The following is a 16,441-nucleotide window of genomic DNA, read 5'->3' as shown; positions in this document are numbered from 1 at the left end:
TCGTGTATAAACGACACCTACACTACAGCAACTCTTCCATCGCTGCCAATATCTCTTCCGTATCCTTCAGTAGCATATCTTCCGCCTTCTCGCTGTTCTTATCCTTCTTGTACTTATAGATAAACACAGGGTTTCCGGCAGCATGGAAGCTCATCTTGCCCTCGTATCTTGCGAGGAGCTCGGGGATCTTCTCGCCTTTTATCTTGGCGTTTGGAGTTACCTTTATCTCTATCTTGCCGTCGCCGCCCTTAATTTCGGGAACAAAGAGCTTGTGCGCGGCGGTTCTTATAAGTGAGATCCTGAGGAGATTAAGAGCAGTCTTTGGAACTTCTCCGAATCTGTCGACGAGCTCATCTCTCATATCGTCGCTCTCCGTCTGGTTCTCTATGCTCGCGATTCTCTTGTATATCTCAAGCTTCTGCTCTTCGTTGAGGATATAGCTGTCGGGAATATATGCGCTGACATCAAGGTCGATGACAGTGTTGATGTCTTCTCTTGTATCTTTTTCGCCGGGGTTCTTCTTATGGCGGACAGCTTCTTCGAGCATCTTGCAGTAAAGGTCATATCCAACAGACTGCATGTGGCCGCTTTGTTTTTTGCCCAAAAGACTTCCCGCGCCTCTTATCTCAAGGTCACGCATGGCAATCTTAAAGCCGCTTCCGAGGTCGGTGAATTCTCTGATCGCAGAAAGTCTCTTTTCCGCAACCTCTTTTAACACCTTATCTCTCTTGTACATAAGGAAGGCGTAAGCTGTGCGGTTCGAGCGTCCGACTCTTCCCCTCAGCTGATAGAGTTGGGAAAGTCCCATTTTGTCTGAGTCGTGGATGATCATGGTATTTACATTGGAGATATCAAGGCCCGTCTCGATAATAGTCGTCGAAACGAGAACGTCGACAGTTCCGTCGATGAAGTCGTACATGATACGCTCAAGTTCTGACTCTTTCATCTGTCCGTGCGCAAAAGCAACGTTCGCTTCGGGCACAAGTTTCTGGATCCTTGCCGCAACATCCGCTATGTCATTGACCCTATTGTACACGTAATAAACCTGACCGTCTCTTCCAAGTTCTCTAACTATCGCTTCTCGCACAAGCTCGTCGTTGTATTCCATAACATAAGTTTGGATTGGAAGCCTGTCGTTAGGAGCTTCTTCGAGGACAGACATCTCTCTTATTCCAACAAGCGACATATGAAGCGTTCGCGGAATAGGCGTTGCCGTAAGTGTCAAAACATCAACGCTCTCTTTTATAGTCTTTATTTTTTCCTTGTGTGTAACACCGAAGCGCTGCTCCTCGTCGACGATAAGGAGCCCCAGGTCCTTGTACTGAACGTCTTTTGAAAGAAGCCTGTGCGTTCCGATAACTATATCAACAAGACCTTTCTTAAGGTCGGTAACTGTCTTTGCCTGCTCTTTTGCAGTCCTAAATCTGGACATCAGGTCAACTCTTACGGGGAAATCTCTCATTCTCTCGCTGAAAGTATTATAATGCTGCTGGGCAAGAATTGTCGTGGGCACAAGAACCGCAACCTGCTTTCCGTCCTGAACCGCCTTAAACGCCGCTCTAATCGCAATCTCAGTCTTTCCGAATCCGACATCACCGCAAACGAGTCTGTCCATAATAACAGATGATTCCATATCGCGCTTGGTCTCTTCTATCGCATTCAGCTGATCTTCCGTCTCCTGAAAAGGAAATGCATCTTCAAATTCCTGCTGCCAAACCGTATCCTTACTGAACTCAAAGCCCTTTGTCTCCTGCCTCTTCGCATAGAGTTCGACAAGATCCTGCGCAACTTCTTCTACCGCTGCCTTTACCTTGTTCTTGGTATGTGTCCACTCCAAGGTACCAAGTTTGTTGAGCTTTGGCTTGTGGCCGTGACCTTCTTCGCCACCCGAAGCATACTTCTGAATAACGCCGAGTCCCGTTGCAAGAACGTAGAGATTGCCGCCGTCTCCGTATTCGATCTTTATATAATCCCTGACAACATTGTCAGTCTCAACCTTTTCTATACCTTTGTATATACCAAGTCCATGCTCTTCATGAACTACGTAATCGCCGATCTTAAGGTCCGCAAAGTTAGATATCTTCTCACCGGTATACTTGGCCTTTTTCTTTCTCTTTTTCCTTATATGCTCGGTAAAAATGTCGCTCTCCGCAATCACGGCAAACTTAATCCCCGGATACTCAAATCCCTTGAGAATCCTTCCGTAATAAGTCATTATCTCGCCTGGTCTCAGGACTCTTCCCGGATCTTCGCTGTAAAATGCGGTAACAAGATTATCCCTGAGGTCCTCGACAATTCTTTTTGCCCTCGTTCTGGAACCTGAGAGAATAAGCACTCTGTAGCCTTTTTTCACATAACTTTTAAGATCGCTTACGAGAGAATCGAAGCTGTTATTATAGGGAGCCACACTCCTTGCGTTAATGTCCCAGCTCTTTTCCGGTGAAAAGAGATTCTGGGATTTGGGCATGGCAAGTGCGGAAACAAGCACTCTTCGGCCGTTTCCCATTCTCGATATGCAGTTATCTATTGAATACAAAAGATCCATCTGCCCCGGAAGGACGTATCCCTTCTCGGCTCTGTGCGTCATGCTCTCTTTAAACTCAGCCTCGACAGCCATCGCATGCTCCAGAACCCTCTGTGGCTCGTCGATAAAGATACAGCTCTTTCCCTTCGGGAACATCTCCTGAATAGTGACGGTGTCGTCATAAAAATAACGGATGTAACTCTCGAGATTGACTACTGAGTGGAGTTCAAAGAGCTGCTCGTTTAATTCTTCCGTCTGTTTTTTTATCCTGTGAGCTTCTTCCGTCTTGAATTCAGCGCGAAGTGTTTTGCAGACTTTCTCGGTATCTTCGTTAACCCTGTCCATTCCTTCTCTGAGCTTTTTCTCATCAAGGATGATCTCTGATGCCGGGTAAATGTCGATGGATTCAAGCTTTTCAAGCGATCTCTGCGACATAATGTCAAAGCTTCTGATTGACTGGATCTCATCTCCCCAAAGCTCTATTCTGAAAGGATTTTCTTCCGTGAGGTCAAAAACATCGACGATGTCTCCTCTTACAGAAAACTCGCCGGGTCCCTCTACCTGATAATTTCTGACATATCCCATTGTAACAAGACGCTTTGCGATCTCGGTTTCATCAATCGGAACGTGCCTGTCTATGGATAGAATGTTTTCTTTTATAACTTCAGGTTTTATCTGAGGCGCCATAAGCGCTGAAAATGTCGTAACAACAGTAACGGGTCTTCCCTCAAGAAGCCTTCTCATGCAGCGTATTCTCTGTCTTACAATCTCGTTACTGTGCACATCGGCCTGGTAAAAGATAAGATCTTTAGCGGGATACACAGTGACATTCTTGTCATAAAACTTGTAATCCTCATATATCTCTTTTGCCCTAAGATCACTGTAAGTTACGATTATTCTGTACTTAAAGTCAGCCCCAAGACTGCTTATAAAGTGGAGTTTCTGGGAGTCTACGCATCCCGTCACTTCCGCACAGGCAAAGGGCTTCTCAAGATAGTTATTCAGTTCTTCGAATTCTTTTAATTCGTTTAAAGGAGTTGTTATCGCTCTCATTTATTTTTTACCGTTAAATTTGTTCATGGCACTGTCAACGCCGTTCTCCATTATCTCGCAGACCGCATCGACAGCTCGTCCTATTCCGTCCTTGATTCCGGTAGCATCCTCGCCCTCGAAATGGCCGAGAACCCAGTTCACCATATCGTATTCCTTGGGCTTCTTGCCAACTCCGACACGAACTCTGCTAAACTCGTCGTGTCCAAGCTGCGCAATGATATTCTTAAGCCCGTTGTGTCCGCCGGCGCTTCCCTTAGGTCTAACCCTGATCATACCCACATCGAGCTCAACGTCGTCCGAGATCACGATGAGTTCTGTCTTGGTATCAACCTTGAAATAGTCACAGATAGGCCTTATCGCTTCTCCGCTTAAGTTCATATATGTAATAGGCTTTACAAGAATAACCTTCTGATCACCTATCTTTCCTTTTCCATACACAGCCTTGAACTTTGTCTCCGTGAGACCAATATTATATTTATCCGACAATGCGTCTATTGTTTCAAATCCCACATTGTGTCTTGTTCCGAAATATTTCTTTTCGGGATTTCCAAGTCCCGCTATCACATACATATTGCCAAAATCCTCTTCTTTTTTTGAAAAAAATTTCTTTATTATCCCTAACACTACTACATCTCCCTTGATATTACAATGTATAAAGCCTATTCAAAGTATACTTTGAAAGTTGCTTATAGTCCAACTATGAGCGCAAAAAGAAGACTGCACCGGAGTTTTGTTTCTCAGATGCAGCCTAGATTCTAATAAGTTATCTTATTTTATCAATATTGTGAACGCATTCGTCAAGTCCTATGATTTTAGTTGTCGATAAGCCGGTGTTCTCATCGTTTTCTATTTTTATGACAAAATCAATTCCAGCTTTCAGTTTATAACCTTTATATGTAACATTGATATCTGTTTGATTTGGCTGTGTATTCAATAGACTTGAAACCTCTATTACCAATCCATCCGGACTGCCTGGATCCGAAACAGTTATTTCACAAGAAGCAGTAAATGCCCCATCTTCTGATGTTGCAGTAATTACAGCACTCCCCGGTTTGAACGCACTAACAAATCCATCCGGATGAACCAACGCCACAGCACTATCGCTGCTACTCCATGTAATATTTTTGTTCGAAGCATTCTCCGGAAAAAAATTCACAGCAAGTTGCTTGTGTTCATATTGATTGAGTGTAAATGAATTTTCGCTAAATGAAATTCCGGACAAAAACTTTACTTCGGATTTAGGTATCAATTTTACGCCATGCATCTCTGCCCTTATTTCCATGTACAAAGAATTATCAAGAGGATACCTCAGCTGTTCAGGCGCTTTATTCCAAGGTTCTACAACAAACATGTTGTCATCGATGTATAAATTGGGACTATCAATATAATCCTTAAGTTCCAAGTGACCACCATTTATTCTAATACTTGAATCACTGTCAAAATGAGTACTGATATGATGTCCGGAAATATAGCCACCATTAATTGTGATATTCTTATAATATATTCCTATATTCTCTGGAAGTATAATAGAGCCGCCATTTACTTCAAGATTAATATCACCAGCTACCGAACTACTATATTTTATCGTTCCGCTATTAAGGATCATTTTTCCTGAATCAAATAACTTAACACCTCTTAGCTCAAGCGTTCCGTTTCCGGATATAGTTAATTCATGACCGTTTATGCCAATATAAAAAAGACTTTTGTCAGTATCAAGATTAAGAACACTATCTTCCTTAATTTCTAATTTTTCTCCCTCATTAAGCTCACTAAGATTAATTACTGTCGGCTCGGCAGCCTTTATCGGTTTACAACACAATACCAATGATAATAAAAACAGTGCAAAGCAAATAAACAATGAATGACTCTTTTTCATACGTTTTTCCTCCAATGTACATTTTTTCGTTATTGTAAGCACAATATATTAAGAATAGCATGCATTTTCGAAAATTCAACATATTTTTGACGAACAAATATACAAAATAAGTAAATTGAATAATAAATCAAAACAAAATGTGTTATTATATCATACAGAGGTTTATTACAAAAAATTAAATAAGGAGCTGGGGAAATACTATGGGAAACGTGATGATTGTCTCGCTACACATTTTTTTGGCTACAGTATGTTTATGGTCTATGTACAAGGCAGCAAAAAGACTTGTTGCTAAGAGAGCCGACAAAGAAGAGCATATTGATGATGTTTATGAATATGCCGGATTCGTAATAGCTGTAATTATGGTACTGATGTATATTGCTCTTATATTTATGGGGGCATACGGAATTACAAGTGCATGCCCGTTGGCGTGTGCGGCAATGTGCGTGAACAATCAGCGTTTAAATAACGGGAATGAAGCTTAATTTATATAAAAAGGCTTGCGGAATGGTCATTCAATCCGCAAGCCTCATTTTTACTCAATATTCTATTCAGCCGTTATGTCACGCTTCCCCCTCGCTGTCTTCTGCGGCTGCTTTATCATAAGCTTCCAGGATTGTGTCCTGAAGAACCTTTCTCATATCTGAGTTGATCGGATGTGCGATGTCACGATATTCGCCGTCCGTAGACTTCTTGCTGGGCATTGCAATGAACAAGCCTCTCTCGCCTTCGATTACCTTGATGTCATGAACAACAAATTCATTCTCAAATGTAACCGATACGATTGCGCGCATTTTTCCTTGTTTTGTAACTTTTCTTACTCTGACGTCTGTTATCTTCATCATATAACCCCCTCTTGGTCAAATAAATTTCATGAAGTCTGCAGTAATGGTTTACTTAGATCATGTATCTTTCGTTATTTTCAATAACTATTTTAATGCCGTCATCTTCCTTGTAGTAAGAGTTTGCCTGGATCGTGCCGTGACTTTCAACGATACAGTTCTCAATATGTGTATTGTCGCCGATGTAAACATCATTTAAGATGATAGCATTCTTAATGTAACAATTGTTTCCTATAAAAGCACCTTTAAATATTACGGAATCTTCTATTGTTCCGTTTATGATGCATCCGCTGGAGATAATGCTGTTTTTTACATTAACTCCTACGTTGTACTTGGCGGGTGGAAGGTCTACGACTTTCGTGTAGATTCCCGGATATTCTCTAAAGAAATACTGTCTTATCTCCGCTTTCAGGAAATCCATATTCGTCCGGAAGTAATCTTCAACGGAAGCGATGTTGTTCCAGTACTCTTTTATCTTGTATCCGTAGATGCGCTTCATATCTTTGTATCTGACAAGAATGTCACGCACAAAATCATATCGCCCTTCTTTATCAGCCTTCTCAATAAGTTCAATGAGTTGCCTTCGTCTGACCACGTATATTCCGCAGGATATCGTATTCGACCGCGATATTACAGGCTTTTCTTCAAATTCCTCTATCCGGCTCTCTTCATTCATTCTCACAGTTCCGAATCTCTCGGTATCCGTGTTTGCCGGCATATCCTTACACACAACCGTTATATCGGCCTGTTTCTGTATATGGTATTCGAGGAGTTTTCCGTAGTCCATCTTGTAAACGCAGTCACCGGAAGTAATGATCACATACGGTTCATGGCACGCTCTGAGGAAATCAAGATTCTGCGCAATCGCATCAGCCGTTCCCCTGTACCATAAGTTTCCGGATGCTTTTACCGCCGGGGTAAATACATATAAGCCGCCCTGCTTTCTACCAAAGTCCCACCACTTGGATGAACTCAAGTGTGCATTTAAGCTTCCCGCATTGTACTGAGTAAATACGGCAACCGTCTGAATATGAGAGTTTGTCATATTACTCAGGGCAAAATCGATACTTCTGTAAAAACCTGCCACAGGCATTGCGCAAACCGCTCTCTTCTGGGATAATTCCTGCATCCTGCTACTGCTGCCGCCCGCTAAAATTATGCCAATCGCCCTCATATCAATCACCTGCCTTATCTAGTGTCTTGCCGCTGTCAAGTTTACCGTCGCTGTAATCCTTTTCAGCAGTCACACCCGAGATAACCGTATTCTTTCCAATCGTCACATTGTCGGGAATAACCGACTTCTCTCCGATAGTGCAGAGACCTTCACAATAGATATTGGGCTTCGAGTCGTTTTCTTTTTCCTCAAAAGCTCCGATTCTTACGTTGTTTCCTATAGTAACCTTCTCGGCGATGATTCCTTTTTCTATGTTGCAACCCTCACCAATAACGGTCTCATTCATTATTATTGAATTGCTGACCACAGTACCTTTCCCGATCTTTACTCCGGGGCTGATAACTGAGCTGTACACCTTTCCGTAAATCTCACAGCCTTCGCCGATGATACTTCTCTCAACGGCGCTTTCGGGTCCCAGATACTGAGGCGGTTGAACCCCGCTGGAAGTGTATATCTTCCAGTATTCCTCATAGAGGTTGAATTCGGGGACAATGTCTATAAGCTCCATGTTTGCCTGCCAGTATGATGTAAGAGTTCCCACATCTTTCCAATAGCCGTCAAACTCGTATGCATATAATGACAATCCCTGTTCCTTGCAATAAGGAATAATATGCTTACCAAAATCAAGTCCCGACTGATCCTTATTGTTAATAAGAGAATCTTTTAAAGCTTCCCAGGAAAAAATGTATATACCCATTGATGCGAGATTGCTTCTTGGATGCTCAGGTTTTTCCTCGAAATCCACGATCTTCTTATTTTCATCTGCGATCATTATTCCGAACCTGCTTGCTTCCTCCATCGGAACCGGCATAACCGCAATGGTTACATCCGCTCCGCTTGATTTGTGAAAGTCAAGCATAGTCTCATAATCCATCTTATATATATGATCTCCCGAAAGGATCAGTACATAATCCGGATTATAATTTTCCATATACTCAAAGTTTTGGTAAATAGCATTGGCAGTACCGGTATACCATTCACTGTTGGAGCTTTTTTCATAAGGAGGAAGAACCGTGACTCCTCCGAAATTTCGATCAAGATCCCACGGTATACCTATTCCAATGTGAGAATTAAGCCTAAGCGGACGATACTGTGTAAGAACACCCACAGTGTCCACTCCAGAATTGATACAGTTACTAAGCGGAAAATCGATAATTCGATACTTTCCACCAAAAGAGACAGCCGGCTTTGCCATCTTTGCTGTCAACACTCCTAATCTGCTTCCCTGGCCCCCCGCCAGCAGCATGGCGATCATCTCTTTTTTTATCATGTTCCACCTCGTTGCGGATCCGGCTATAGCTGCCGGTTTTTGATACACCAAACTCACTGTCCTGTATTACAGAAAAAAATGTTACCTCTTATATATGAGTATATCATAAACATATTATTTAAAAAACATAAATACTCTAAATATAGAATATATTTTCACTCAATCAGGTTTCCGTTTTTGACTTTGTAAAAAATCGTGTTACAATATAGATTACGTTATAAAACGTATTCTATGAAATGAGGGTTTTTTATGTACACAATTGATTTCAGTAAGCCATCGCACGTTTATTTTATGGGGATAGGCGGTATCTCAATGAGCGGTCTTGCTCATATATTAATAGAGAAAGGATTCAAAGTTTCAGGTTCGGATTCAAAAGAATCCCCAATGACAAAAGCTCTTTCCGACCTTGGAGTTAACATTATGTACGGTCAGTGTGCTCAGAATATCACAGATGCGAGCCCTATTGACGTTGTTGTACATACAGCTGCCATCCATCCCGACAATCCGGAGTTCATGGCTGCAAAGGCAGCAAATATTCCCATTTTGACAAGAGCCGAGCTTCTCGGTCAGATAATGAAGGAGTATAAGATTCCCATCGCGATCAGCGGAACTCACGGGAAAACTACGACTACTTCAATGCTTTCAAAGATTCTTCTTGAAGCAGATACAGATCCCACACTTTCAATCGGTGGCGTATTCAGCGACATAGGCGGAAATATCCGCGTAGGAAAATCTGATTTCTTTGTTACCGAAGCTTGTGAGTACACTAACAGTTTCCTCAGCTTCTTCCCTAAGATCAGTGTTATTTCCAATATAGATGCGGATCACCTTGATTTCTTCAAGGATCTTGATGATATAAGAAACTCTTTTTCCAAATTCGCACATCTTCTTCCCGATGACGGAACACTCGTAATAAACGGTGACATCGAGAACGTTGGCGCGATCACAGAAGGACTGGGCTGTGAAATAATAACATACGGTTCAAAAGAAGATTTTGACTACTATCCTTCTGATATAGAATATGATGAGCACGGAAATCCTTCATTTAAGGCTCATATCCCCGGCGGAAAAGTGCTTGATGTCAAGCTCGCGGTACCGGGACTTCACAATGTGTACAATGCGCTTGCTTCAATCGCTGTAAGCAATATTCTCGGAATAGATTCCGATGTGGCAACAAAAGCTCTTTCATTATTCGGAGGCACAAGCCGCCGTTTCGAACACAAGGGAGAAATACACGGTGTTACCATCATTGATGACTACGCCCACCATCCCACAGAGATAAAGGCTACGCTCACTGCAGCGCAGAATTATCCACACAACAAGATATGGTGCGTATTCCAGCCACACACATATACAAGAACCAAGGCACTTCTTGATGAATTTGCCGAAGCACTTTCATTTGCCGATAAAGTGGTACTTGTTGACATCTATGCCGCAAGAGAGACAGATACATTGGGCATCAGCTCACGTACCCTCTGTGACAAGATTGTTGAACTCGGCCATGATTGCACGTATTTTCCTACTTTAGATGGCTTTTCAGAAGTCGAAAAATTTCTTTTGCAAAATTGCACTAAAGGAGATTTGTTGATAACCATGGGTGCCGGAGATGTAGTAAAAATCGGCAACGAGCTACTTGGTAAGTAATACTTTTCCACTTTTCCACTTTTTTGGTTCAATTTATAAAATACATTCTTCGTGGATAACAGTCAGACTTTTCAACAAGACCTATTTTCCCGGTCTTTTTGAGAGTTTGGCTGTTTTTTTAGATTTTTTTAATAATAATCCACGTTATCCACATTATCCACAAAGATTTCCACTTTTTGCAAGACGCTCAGATTCCGCTTCTCTTCGTCACTTTTCCCATATCATATTAAAAATTACCATGCTATAATCCTACATGTGATGAAAAAGTAAAGCAGGTGATTAGAGAGATGATGGGGCGAGTAACTATCAGTACTAAGGTGGGGGAGGATTCTACCAGTGTTTCAAATATCTTTATAGATGAATACATGCAGGATGCTAACGATGCGCAGATAAAGATCTACCTTTATTTGTTGCGCATGATGAAGGCCAATCTGCCTACAAGCGTTTCTGCGTTGGCAGATAAATTCAACCATACCGAGAAGGACGTAGTGCGTGCTCTCAAGTACTGGGAGAAAAAGGGTCTTATCAGTCTTGAATACGACAACTCGGATACACTTATAGGAATACATATGGAAGATATTACTTCTCAGAAACCGGTCGCTCCACGCAAGAGCGAACCAATTATGAGAACTGTTCCCGCTTCCAAACCCGAAAGCACAATTAAGGCAAAACCTAACTATACTGCCGCTGAACTCAGTGCTTTCAAACAGTCTTCCGCTGCGAATATCGTGTTCCCTGCAGAACAGTATTTTAAAAGACCTCTTACATCGACAGAGCTTATGACTCTGTTCTACATAAAGGATGAACTTAAGTTTTCTGATGATCTTTTGGACTATCTGATGCAATATTGCGTCGATAATCATAAGGCTGATTTCAGGTATGTGGAAAAAGTCGCAATAAACTGGACTCAGCAAGGCATCAAAACGCCAAAACAGGCTCGCGTGGAGAATTTCAAACATGATCACGAGATAATCGAGATCATGAAGGCACTCGGTATGGAAAATAGTCCCACGGAAAAAGAAGGAAACTTCATTAAATCGTGGCGTAGGGAGTTGGGTTTTTCAATGGATATCATTATGGAAGCCTGCGACCGTACTGTTATGGCGACACAGAAGAATCGTCTCAAATATTGTGACTCAATTCTTCGAAACTGGCATGCCAACAATGTTTCTTCAAGGGAGGATATTGCCAGACTTGATGCTGACTTCACTGAAGATCTCCGCAAAAAGAGATCGAAGGCTTCCGTGGCATCCATTAATACCAAAATCCGCTCCGACGAATCATATATTCGCCCAAGCGGAGTCCAGAACCGCTTTAATCAGTTCCAGCAAAATACATATAATTTTGCTGAGCTTGAGAAGCAGCTTTTGGACAACTGATGCTCATATTTGATTGGGGAATCAGATACGGGTACATACATACTCGGCCCTGTACTTTGGCTCGGTGGCGGCACAAGCCTTCCCTGAAACACGTACAGGGCATAAGTATGTAAGCGAAACGAATAGTGTAGCGATTTGCATTTTGAAAGGTATAAACATATGGCATTGACCAACGCGCAATTCGATGAAATAATGCACACTTATGAAGAGATGCGCTCTCTTCACAGACAGGAACTCGAGGAGCGAAAGCGCTCCGTCTACGAAACCATCCCCGGATACAGGGAACTGGAGGACAAGTCCTCTACCATAAGCGTTGATTTCGGAAAAAGACTTCTTTCAGGCGAAAGGCTTGACCGCTCGGTGTTAAGGCACCAGCTGGCAGAACTCGCCCGTCAAAAAAAATTGCTTCTTACCGAATCCGGATTTTCCGATGATTATCTCGATATGGGCTACTCCTGCCCTTATTGCAAAGATACAGGTTATATCGGTAATGAAAAATGTCACTGTTTCAAGCAAAAGATAATTGAAAAGCTCTACGACAGATCAAATCTCAAAGAAATGGCAAAGACTGCCAACTTTAAACTTGTAAATGAAAAATATTATCAGGGCGACGATCTGCAGAGATTCCGCGGTGCGCTAAAGACCGCTGAACTTTTTGTAAACTCTTTTAACTCTGACTACCAAAATCTTTTCATTTATGGTACAGTGGGTGTTGGCAAATCATTCCTGTCTACTTGTGTTGCCAATGAGCTGCTAAAAAAGGGACACTCCGTGATTTATTTCAGCTCATCGGGCTTGTTTGAACTTCTGGCAGAAAATTCATTTGACTACAAGAACAAACAAGAACTTCGCGGAATATATGATGATATCTATAACTGTGAACTTCTTATAATAGATGATCTCGGTACGGAGCGCACAAACAGTTTCGTGTCTTCCGAGCTTTTTTCATGCTTAAATGAACGAGATCTTCGCAAGAAGTCAACAATCATTAACACTAATCTGTCTTTGGAAGAAGTACAGATTATATATTCGGACCGTATTTTTTCAAGAGTTGCTAGCAACTATAAACTGCTAAAGCTCTCAGGTCCTGACATCAGGAAAATCAAAAAGATTGCCATAAAAGAAAGTGAGGATTTTCAGTAATGCCTAAAAAAGAAGAGAAACGTAATCTGGAAACAATTCCCGTTGGATCATTGGGAATCATTCCATTAAAAGGTGTTAAGACCTTGGCTGAAAAGGTTGATTACTATCTCGTAAAATGGAGAGCCGAAAGAGAAAACGAACACAAAGGAAGCTTGGCCTTTACAGGTTATGAAAGACCATCTTATATCCTTGAAGCAGAGGTACCGAGATTCGGAACAGGTGAAGCAAAAGGTGTTATTAAAACTTCCGTTCGTGGAGATGACCTCTTTCTTCTTGTAGATGTTTGTAACTATTCACAGACATACTCAATGTTTGGCAGAGAAAATCACATGTCTCCTGATGATCATTATCAGGATCTTAAGAGAATTATCGCTGCTGTCGGAGGAAAAGCCAGAAGAATAACCGTTATCATGCCTTTCCTCTATGAATCAAGACAGCATAAGAGAAATTCAAGAGAATCTTTGGACTGTGCTATTGCCCTTCAGGAACTTGTAAGCATGGGCGTAGACAACATCATTACATTTGATGCTCACGATCCGAGAGTACAGAATGCTATTCCTCTTAACGGTTTTGAGACCGTTAGAACAACATATCAGTTTATCAAAGCACTTCTTAGAAATGTCTGGGATCTCAAGATTGATTCAGACAACATGATGGTAATAAGCCCGGATGAAGGCGGAATGAGCCGTGCAATCTATCTTGCAAGTGTGCTCGGTCTCGATGTGGGAATGTTCTACAAGCGTCGTGACTATACACAGGTTGTAAACGGAAGAAATCCTATCGTTTCTCACGAGTTCCTTGGAACAAGTGTTGAAGGCAAATCTGTTATCATTGTCGACGATATGATCTCCTCAGGCGAAAGTCTTCTTGATGTTGCCAAGGCTCTTAAAGAGCGTAAAGCTGCAAGAATCTATGCTTTCTCAACATTTGGTCTTTTCACAGGCGGACTCGATGTATTTGATGAAGCATACAAGAACGGTATCATAGATAAAGTCTTCACAACAAACCTTATCTATCAGACACCTGAGCTTCTCTCTCGTGAATGGTACATAAGCTGTGATATGAGTAAGTATATTGCTTACCTTATCGATACTCTTAACCACGACGCTTCTATCAGCGATCTTCTCAATCCTGTTGAGAGAATCAACAGTATTATTGAAAGATACAACAGCGGCGAGCTTAAGGCTTCACTTGAAGCAGAGAAAAAAATCTGATAAAAAATACGAACTGTTTAGTTGAATGGAATCCACTCAACTAAACAGTTCTTTTATATTGATCAAAGAATCAATCTTCTTATATAGTACCTTCTGCAATTCTTCATCAGGCTGCGTCAGATCGGGAATCATGATAACATTGCAACCTGCGCGGTATGCGCTCATCACGCCGTTTGGTGAATCTTCAACAGCAAATGTTCTGTCCGGTGAAAGTCCAAGTTGCTCACACGCATATGCATATATATCAGGCGCGGGCTTTCCTTTTTCTACCATGTTTGCACATATTATCTTATCAAAGTATTCAAATAGTCCTATCTTTTTAAGATAACGCTCAGTCCTCTCATAATCATTGGCTGTAGCAATACATGTAAGTATTCCGTTTTCACGAAGCCAGGTAAGTATCTCTTTTGCCCCAAACTTAAGTGGTATTCCGCTCTCGCGTATCATCTCTTCGACAAGACCTTTTCTGTACTCTCTTACTTTCATATAGTTAAAGTCTTCGCCGTACCACTCTTTGAATTTCGCAGGTGCAAAAGGCCTCCCAAGAGACCTAAGTTCAAGCGCCTTCTCTTTTTCCATGGTATATCCGAAATGCGCAAGTGCCTTTGGCCACGCAATCTGATAATACTTCTCCGTATCAGTCAAAGTCCCGTCGAGATCAAAGATCACTGCTTCTGCTTTTTTATCCAAATCTATACCCTCACTCTATCTGCTTTTTCCACTATCCTATAATACCATGACTTCGTATTATTTATATTCCTATCCCACAATACTTTGTAATATAATTACCTATATGATTTCTTAATCGTTCGACTAAGGAGGTTTCTATGGCAATAAACGAAAACATTACGAAAAGAAATACCCTGCTTGCACAGAAAGTGATAAAGGGTCTTGAATCAAGAAATATGAGTGGATATTTTGCATCTTCCAAAGAAGAAGCACTTAAACTCGCAATGGTTCTGATTCCCACCGGTTCAAGCGTAACTATGGGCGGCGCAATGAGCGCTCACGAGATTGGTCTTGTACAGACATTAAAAGAAGGCAACTATAACTTTATCGACAGAGATGCATATGAAGATAAGCGCGCAGCCATGCTTGCTGCCTACGATGCAGATGTCTTTCTCTCAAGCGCAAATGCGATTACGGAAGACGGCGTCCTTGTCAACATTGACGGAAACGCAAACCGTGTCTCTGCAATCGCTCAGGGTCCCAAAAAGGTTGTATTTATCGTTGGCATGAACAAAGTATGCCCGGACGTTGACAGCGCCCTTAAAAGAGCAAGAAACGTTGCAGCGCCTATAAACGCTCAGCGCTTTGGGCTAAACACACCATGCTGCAAAACAGGTTCATGCATGGACTGCAAATCACCTGACACAATTTGTTGTCAGTTCCTCGTAACACGCTTTTCCAGGCATGCAGAGAGAATCCACGTTATCCTTGTAAATGACACTCTTGGATTCTGATCTTAGTAATATGAATAATAAAAAAGTTGGAGGTATTCTCCAACTTTTTTATTATATCTTCCTTCTTTATATACTTTATAATTCTAAAACCCTGATTCAATCAGTATTATCTTAAATTTCTTCAAGCCAGTTGCTGCCGTCGGCATAATTTAGCACTACTCCGGGCTGAACATTATAGCAAAACACATTAAAGCATATTCCTGCTCCGCCGTCCTCAACAGACAGTGCCTCGATATTCACTCCGCTGCATAAAAGGTTATCGCCTTCAAATACAGGTGTAACACGATACATTACGTGATTACCACTCTCCTTTACATATGACGCAACCATATTTTCATACGGAAGCATCCCATCCACGTTCAAGTATCTTGTTCCCGTCACGAAGTTCTTGTCATTGTCATTCTCTCCGGTCAGCTGAAATCCGATAAGGTGGCATCTGTTATATAAGTACGGAGGCTTTGATTTTACAACTCCCGGATACTTATTTTGCTTCCAGCCTGTAGGCTTTATCCTTGCAATAGATTCGCGCTTCTCGGTAGGCATAATATCCTGTCCAACACAGGCGACTGCTGTTGTACACCTTCCAAGAGCATCCTGTTCACCATATCTTTCAAACGATTGATCAACAATCTCATCCTCGGTAAATGTAGGTTTATTACCATTTACCTCTACAGAGGCGTTTCCTGAATAATCAGTTTCTGCGCTTACACTACTTGTAACACTTGTATCAGGTAATAATTCCGGATAAAAAACGGAAAAATAAACCGCGCAAAGTAGTGAAAGCAACGCCATGATTTTTTTGTAGTGTGCAGTCAGTTTTGTTTTTTTCTTCTTTTTCCTAGCCATATTAAGCTATTCTGCT

At 41.7% G+C, this 16,441-nt stretch carries 14 protein-coding genes; 6 read left to right on the top strand and 8 right to left on the bottom strand.

Annotated features, from left to right (window positions below; translation table 11 throughout):
- Positions 1 to 22: 22 nt before the first annotated feature.
- The 3 genes from mfd to CD00_RS19515 all read right to left on the bottom strand — a co-directional run bounded on the left by mfd (position 23) and on the right by CD00_RS19515 (position 5,453).
- Complete coding sequence (gene mfd, locus CD00_RS0114120; RefSeq protein ID WP_026656549.1) at positions 23 to 3,577, bottom strand: transcription-repair coupling factor; 3,555 nt, start codon at positions 3,575 to 3,577, stop codon at positions 23 to 25.
- Positions 3,578 to 4,147, bottom strand: a complete 570-nt coding sequence (gene pth, locus CD00_RS0114115) for an aminoacyl-tRNA hydrolase (protein WP_026656548.1) — start codon at positions 4,145 to 4,147, stop codon at positions 3,578 to 3,580. It lies immediately after the preceding gene.
- A 193-nt stretch (positions 4,148 to 4,340) separates the two neighbouring features.
- Positions 4,341 to 5,453 carry an Ig-like domain-containing protein gene (locus CD00_RS19515; RefSeq protein WP_051199179.1) on the bottom strand — a complete coding sequence of 371 codons (1,113 nt, stop codon included), beginning with the start codon at positions 5,451 to 5,453 and terminating at the stop codon, positions 4,341 to 4,343.
- Positions 5,454 to 5,653: 200 nt separating this feature from the next.
- Between CD00_RS19515 and CD00_RS0114105 the strand changes: the two genes are divergently transcribed.
- A complete protein-coding gene (locus CD00_RS0114105; protein WP_026656547.1) occupies positions 5,654 to 5,935 on the top strand; it encodes a hypothetical protein in 282 nt (93 codons plus the stop codon).
- Positions 5,936 to 6,013: 78 nt separating this feature from the next.
- Here CD00_RS0114105 and spoVG read toward each other — a convergent pair whose 3' ends face one another.
- The 3 genes from spoVG to CD00_RS0114090 are packed head-to-tail and all read right to left on the bottom strand — an operon-like array spanning position 6,014 to position 8,736.
- On the bottom strand, positions 6,014 to 6,292 hold the full coding sequence (gene spoVG / locus CD00_RS0114100; protein ID WP_026514385.1) for a septation regulator SpoVG: 279 nt from the start codon (positions 6,290 to 6,292) through the stop codon (positions 6,014 to 6,016).
- Between the two features lie 55 nt (positions 6,293 to 6,347).
- A complete protein-coding gene (gene glgD, locus CD00_RS0114095) occupies positions 6,348 to 7,466 on the bottom strand; it encodes a glucose-1-phosphate adenylyltransferase subunit GlgD (protein ID WP_026656545.1) in 1,119 nt (372 codons plus the stop codon).
- 1 nt (position 7,467) lies between these two features.
- Positions 7,468 to 8,736 carry a glucose-1-phosphate adenylyltransferase gene (locus CD00_RS0114090; RefSeq protein WP_026656544.1) on the bottom strand — a complete coding sequence of 423 codons (1,269 nt, stop codon included), beginning with the start codon at positions 8,734 to 8,736 and terminating at the stop codon, positions 7,468 to 7,470.
- Between the two features lie 249 nt (positions 8,737 to 8,985).
- Here CD00_RS0114090 and murC point away from each other — a divergent pair, with 249 nt between their 5' ends.
- The 4 genes from murC to CD00_RS0114070 all read left to right on the top strand — a co-directional run bounded on the left by murC (position 8,986) and on the right by CD00_RS0114070 (position 14,116).
- A complete protein-coding gene (gene murC, locus CD00_RS0114085; RefSeq protein ID WP_026656543.1) occupies positions 8,986 to 10,380 on the top strand; it encodes a UDP-N-acetylmuramate--L-alanine ligase in 1,395 nt (464 codons plus the stop codon).
- Between the two features lie 275 nt (positions 10,381 to 10,655).
- The gene (locus CD00_RS0114080; RefSeq protein WP_242827223.1) at positions 10,656 to 11,759 is read left to right on the top strand and encodes a DnaD domain protein; all 1,104 of its coding nucleotides are present in this window, start codon (positions 10,656 to 10,658) and stop codon (positions 11,757 to 11,759) included.
- Positions 11,760 to 11,918: 159 nt separating this feature from the next.
- Positions 11,919 to 12,902: an ATP-binding protein gene (locus CD00_RS0114075; RefSeq protein ID WP_026656541.1), complete on the top strand. Its 984-nt coding sequence runs from the start codon at positions 11,919 to 11,921 to the stop codon at positions 12,900 to 12,902.
- A complete protein-coding gene (locus tag CD00_RS0114070; RefSeq protein ID WP_026656540.1) occupies positions 12,902 to 14,116 on the top strand; it encodes a ribose-phosphate pyrophosphokinase in 1,215 nt (404 codons plus the stop codon). Before CD00_RS0114075 ends, CD00_RS0114070 begins: the two co-directional genes overlap by 1 nt.
- A 36-nt stretch (positions 14,117 to 14,152) precedes the next feature.
- Here the strand turns inward: CD00_RS0114070 and CD00_RS0114065 are convergent, their stop codons facing one another.
- The gene (locus CD00_RS0114065; RefSeq protein ID WP_026656539.1) at positions 14,153 to 14,806 is read right to left on the bottom strand and encodes an HAD family hydrolase; all 654 of its coding nucleotides are present in this window, start codon (positions 14,804 to 14,806) and stop codon (positions 14,153 to 14,155) included.
- 143 nt (positions 14,807 to 14,949) lie between these two features.
- On the opposite strand from CD00_RS0114065, the gene CD00_RS0114060 reads away from it, so the two are divergent.
- Positions 14,950 to 15,579, top strand: coding sequence for a lactate utilization protein (locus CD00_RS0114060; RefSeq protein WP_026656537.1), 630 nt, complete (start codon positions 14,950 to 14,952; stop codon positions 15,577 to 15,579).
- Between the two features lie 111 nt (positions 15,580 to 15,690).
- Here CD00_RS0114060 and CD00_RS0114055 read toward each other — a convergent pair whose 3' ends face one another.
- Positions 15,691 to 16,425 carry a DNA/RNA non-specific endonuclease gene (locus CD00_RS0114055; RefSeq protein WP_034462149.1) on the bottom strand — a complete coding sequence of 245 codons (735 nt, stop codon included), beginning with the start codon at positions 16,423 to 16,425 and terminating at the stop codon, positions 15,691 to 15,693.
- Between the last annotated feature and the right edge of the window lie 16 nt (positions 16,426 to 16,441).

The organism is Butyrivibrio sp. AE3003 (genome assembly GCF_000686065.1).
Classification (GTDB): domain Bacteria; phylum Bacillota; class Clostridia; order Lachnospirales; family Lachnospiraceae; genus Butyrivibrio; species Butyrivibrio hungatei_A.
The sequence above is the reverse complement of the archived record's forward strand: the minus strand, read 5'-3'. Positions and strand labels throughout refer to the sequence as shown.

What these genes read in the sequence shown, in the direction of transcription:
- mfd (WP_026656549.1), bottom strand. Translation starts at nt 3,577, where the DNA reads ATGAGAGCGATAACAACTCCTTTAAACGAATTAAAAGAATTCGAAGAA.
- pth (WP_026656548.1), bottom strand. Translation starts at nt 4,147, where the DNA reads ATGTATGTGATAGCGGGACTTGGAAATCCCGAAAAGAAATATTTCGGA.
- CD00_RS19515 (WP_051199179.1), bottom strand. Translation starts at nt 5,453, where the DNA reads ATGAAAAAGAGTCATTCATTGTTTATTTGCTTTGCACTGTTTTTATTA.
- CD00_RS0114105 (WP_026656547.1), top strand. Translation starts at nt 5,654, where the DNA reads ATGGGAAACGTGATGATTGTCTCGCTACACATTTTTTTGGCTACAGTA.
- spoVG (WP_026514385.1), bottom strand. Translation starts at nt 6,292, where the DNA reads ATGAAGATAACAGACGTCAGAGTAAGAAAAGTTACAAAACAAGGAAAA.
- glgD (WP_026656545.1), bottom strand. Translation starts at nt 7,466, where the DNA reads ATGAGGGCGATTGGCATAATTTTAGCGGGCGGCAGCAGTAGCAGGATG.
- CD00_RS0114090 (WP_026656544.1), bottom strand. Translation starts at nt 8,736, where the DNA reads ATGATAAAAAAAGAGATGATCGCCATGCTGCTGGCGGGGGGCCAGGGA.
- murC (WP_026656543.1), top strand. Translation starts at nt 8,986, where the DNA reads ATGTACACAATTGATTTCAGTAAGCCATCGCACGTTTATTTTATGGGG.
- CD00_RS0114075 (WP_026656541.1), top strand. Translation starts at nt 11,919, where the DNA reads ATGGCATTGACCAACGCGCAATTCGATGAAATAATGCACACTTATGAA.
- CD00_RS0114070 (WP_026656540.1), top strand. Translation starts at nt 12,902, where the DNA reads ATGCCTAAAAAAGAAGAGAAACGTAATCTGGAAACAATTCCCGTTGGA.
- CD00_RS0114055 (WP_034462149.1), bottom strand. Translation starts at nt 16,425, where the DNA reads ATGGCTAGGAAAAAGAAGAAAAAAACAAAACTGACTGCACACTACAAA.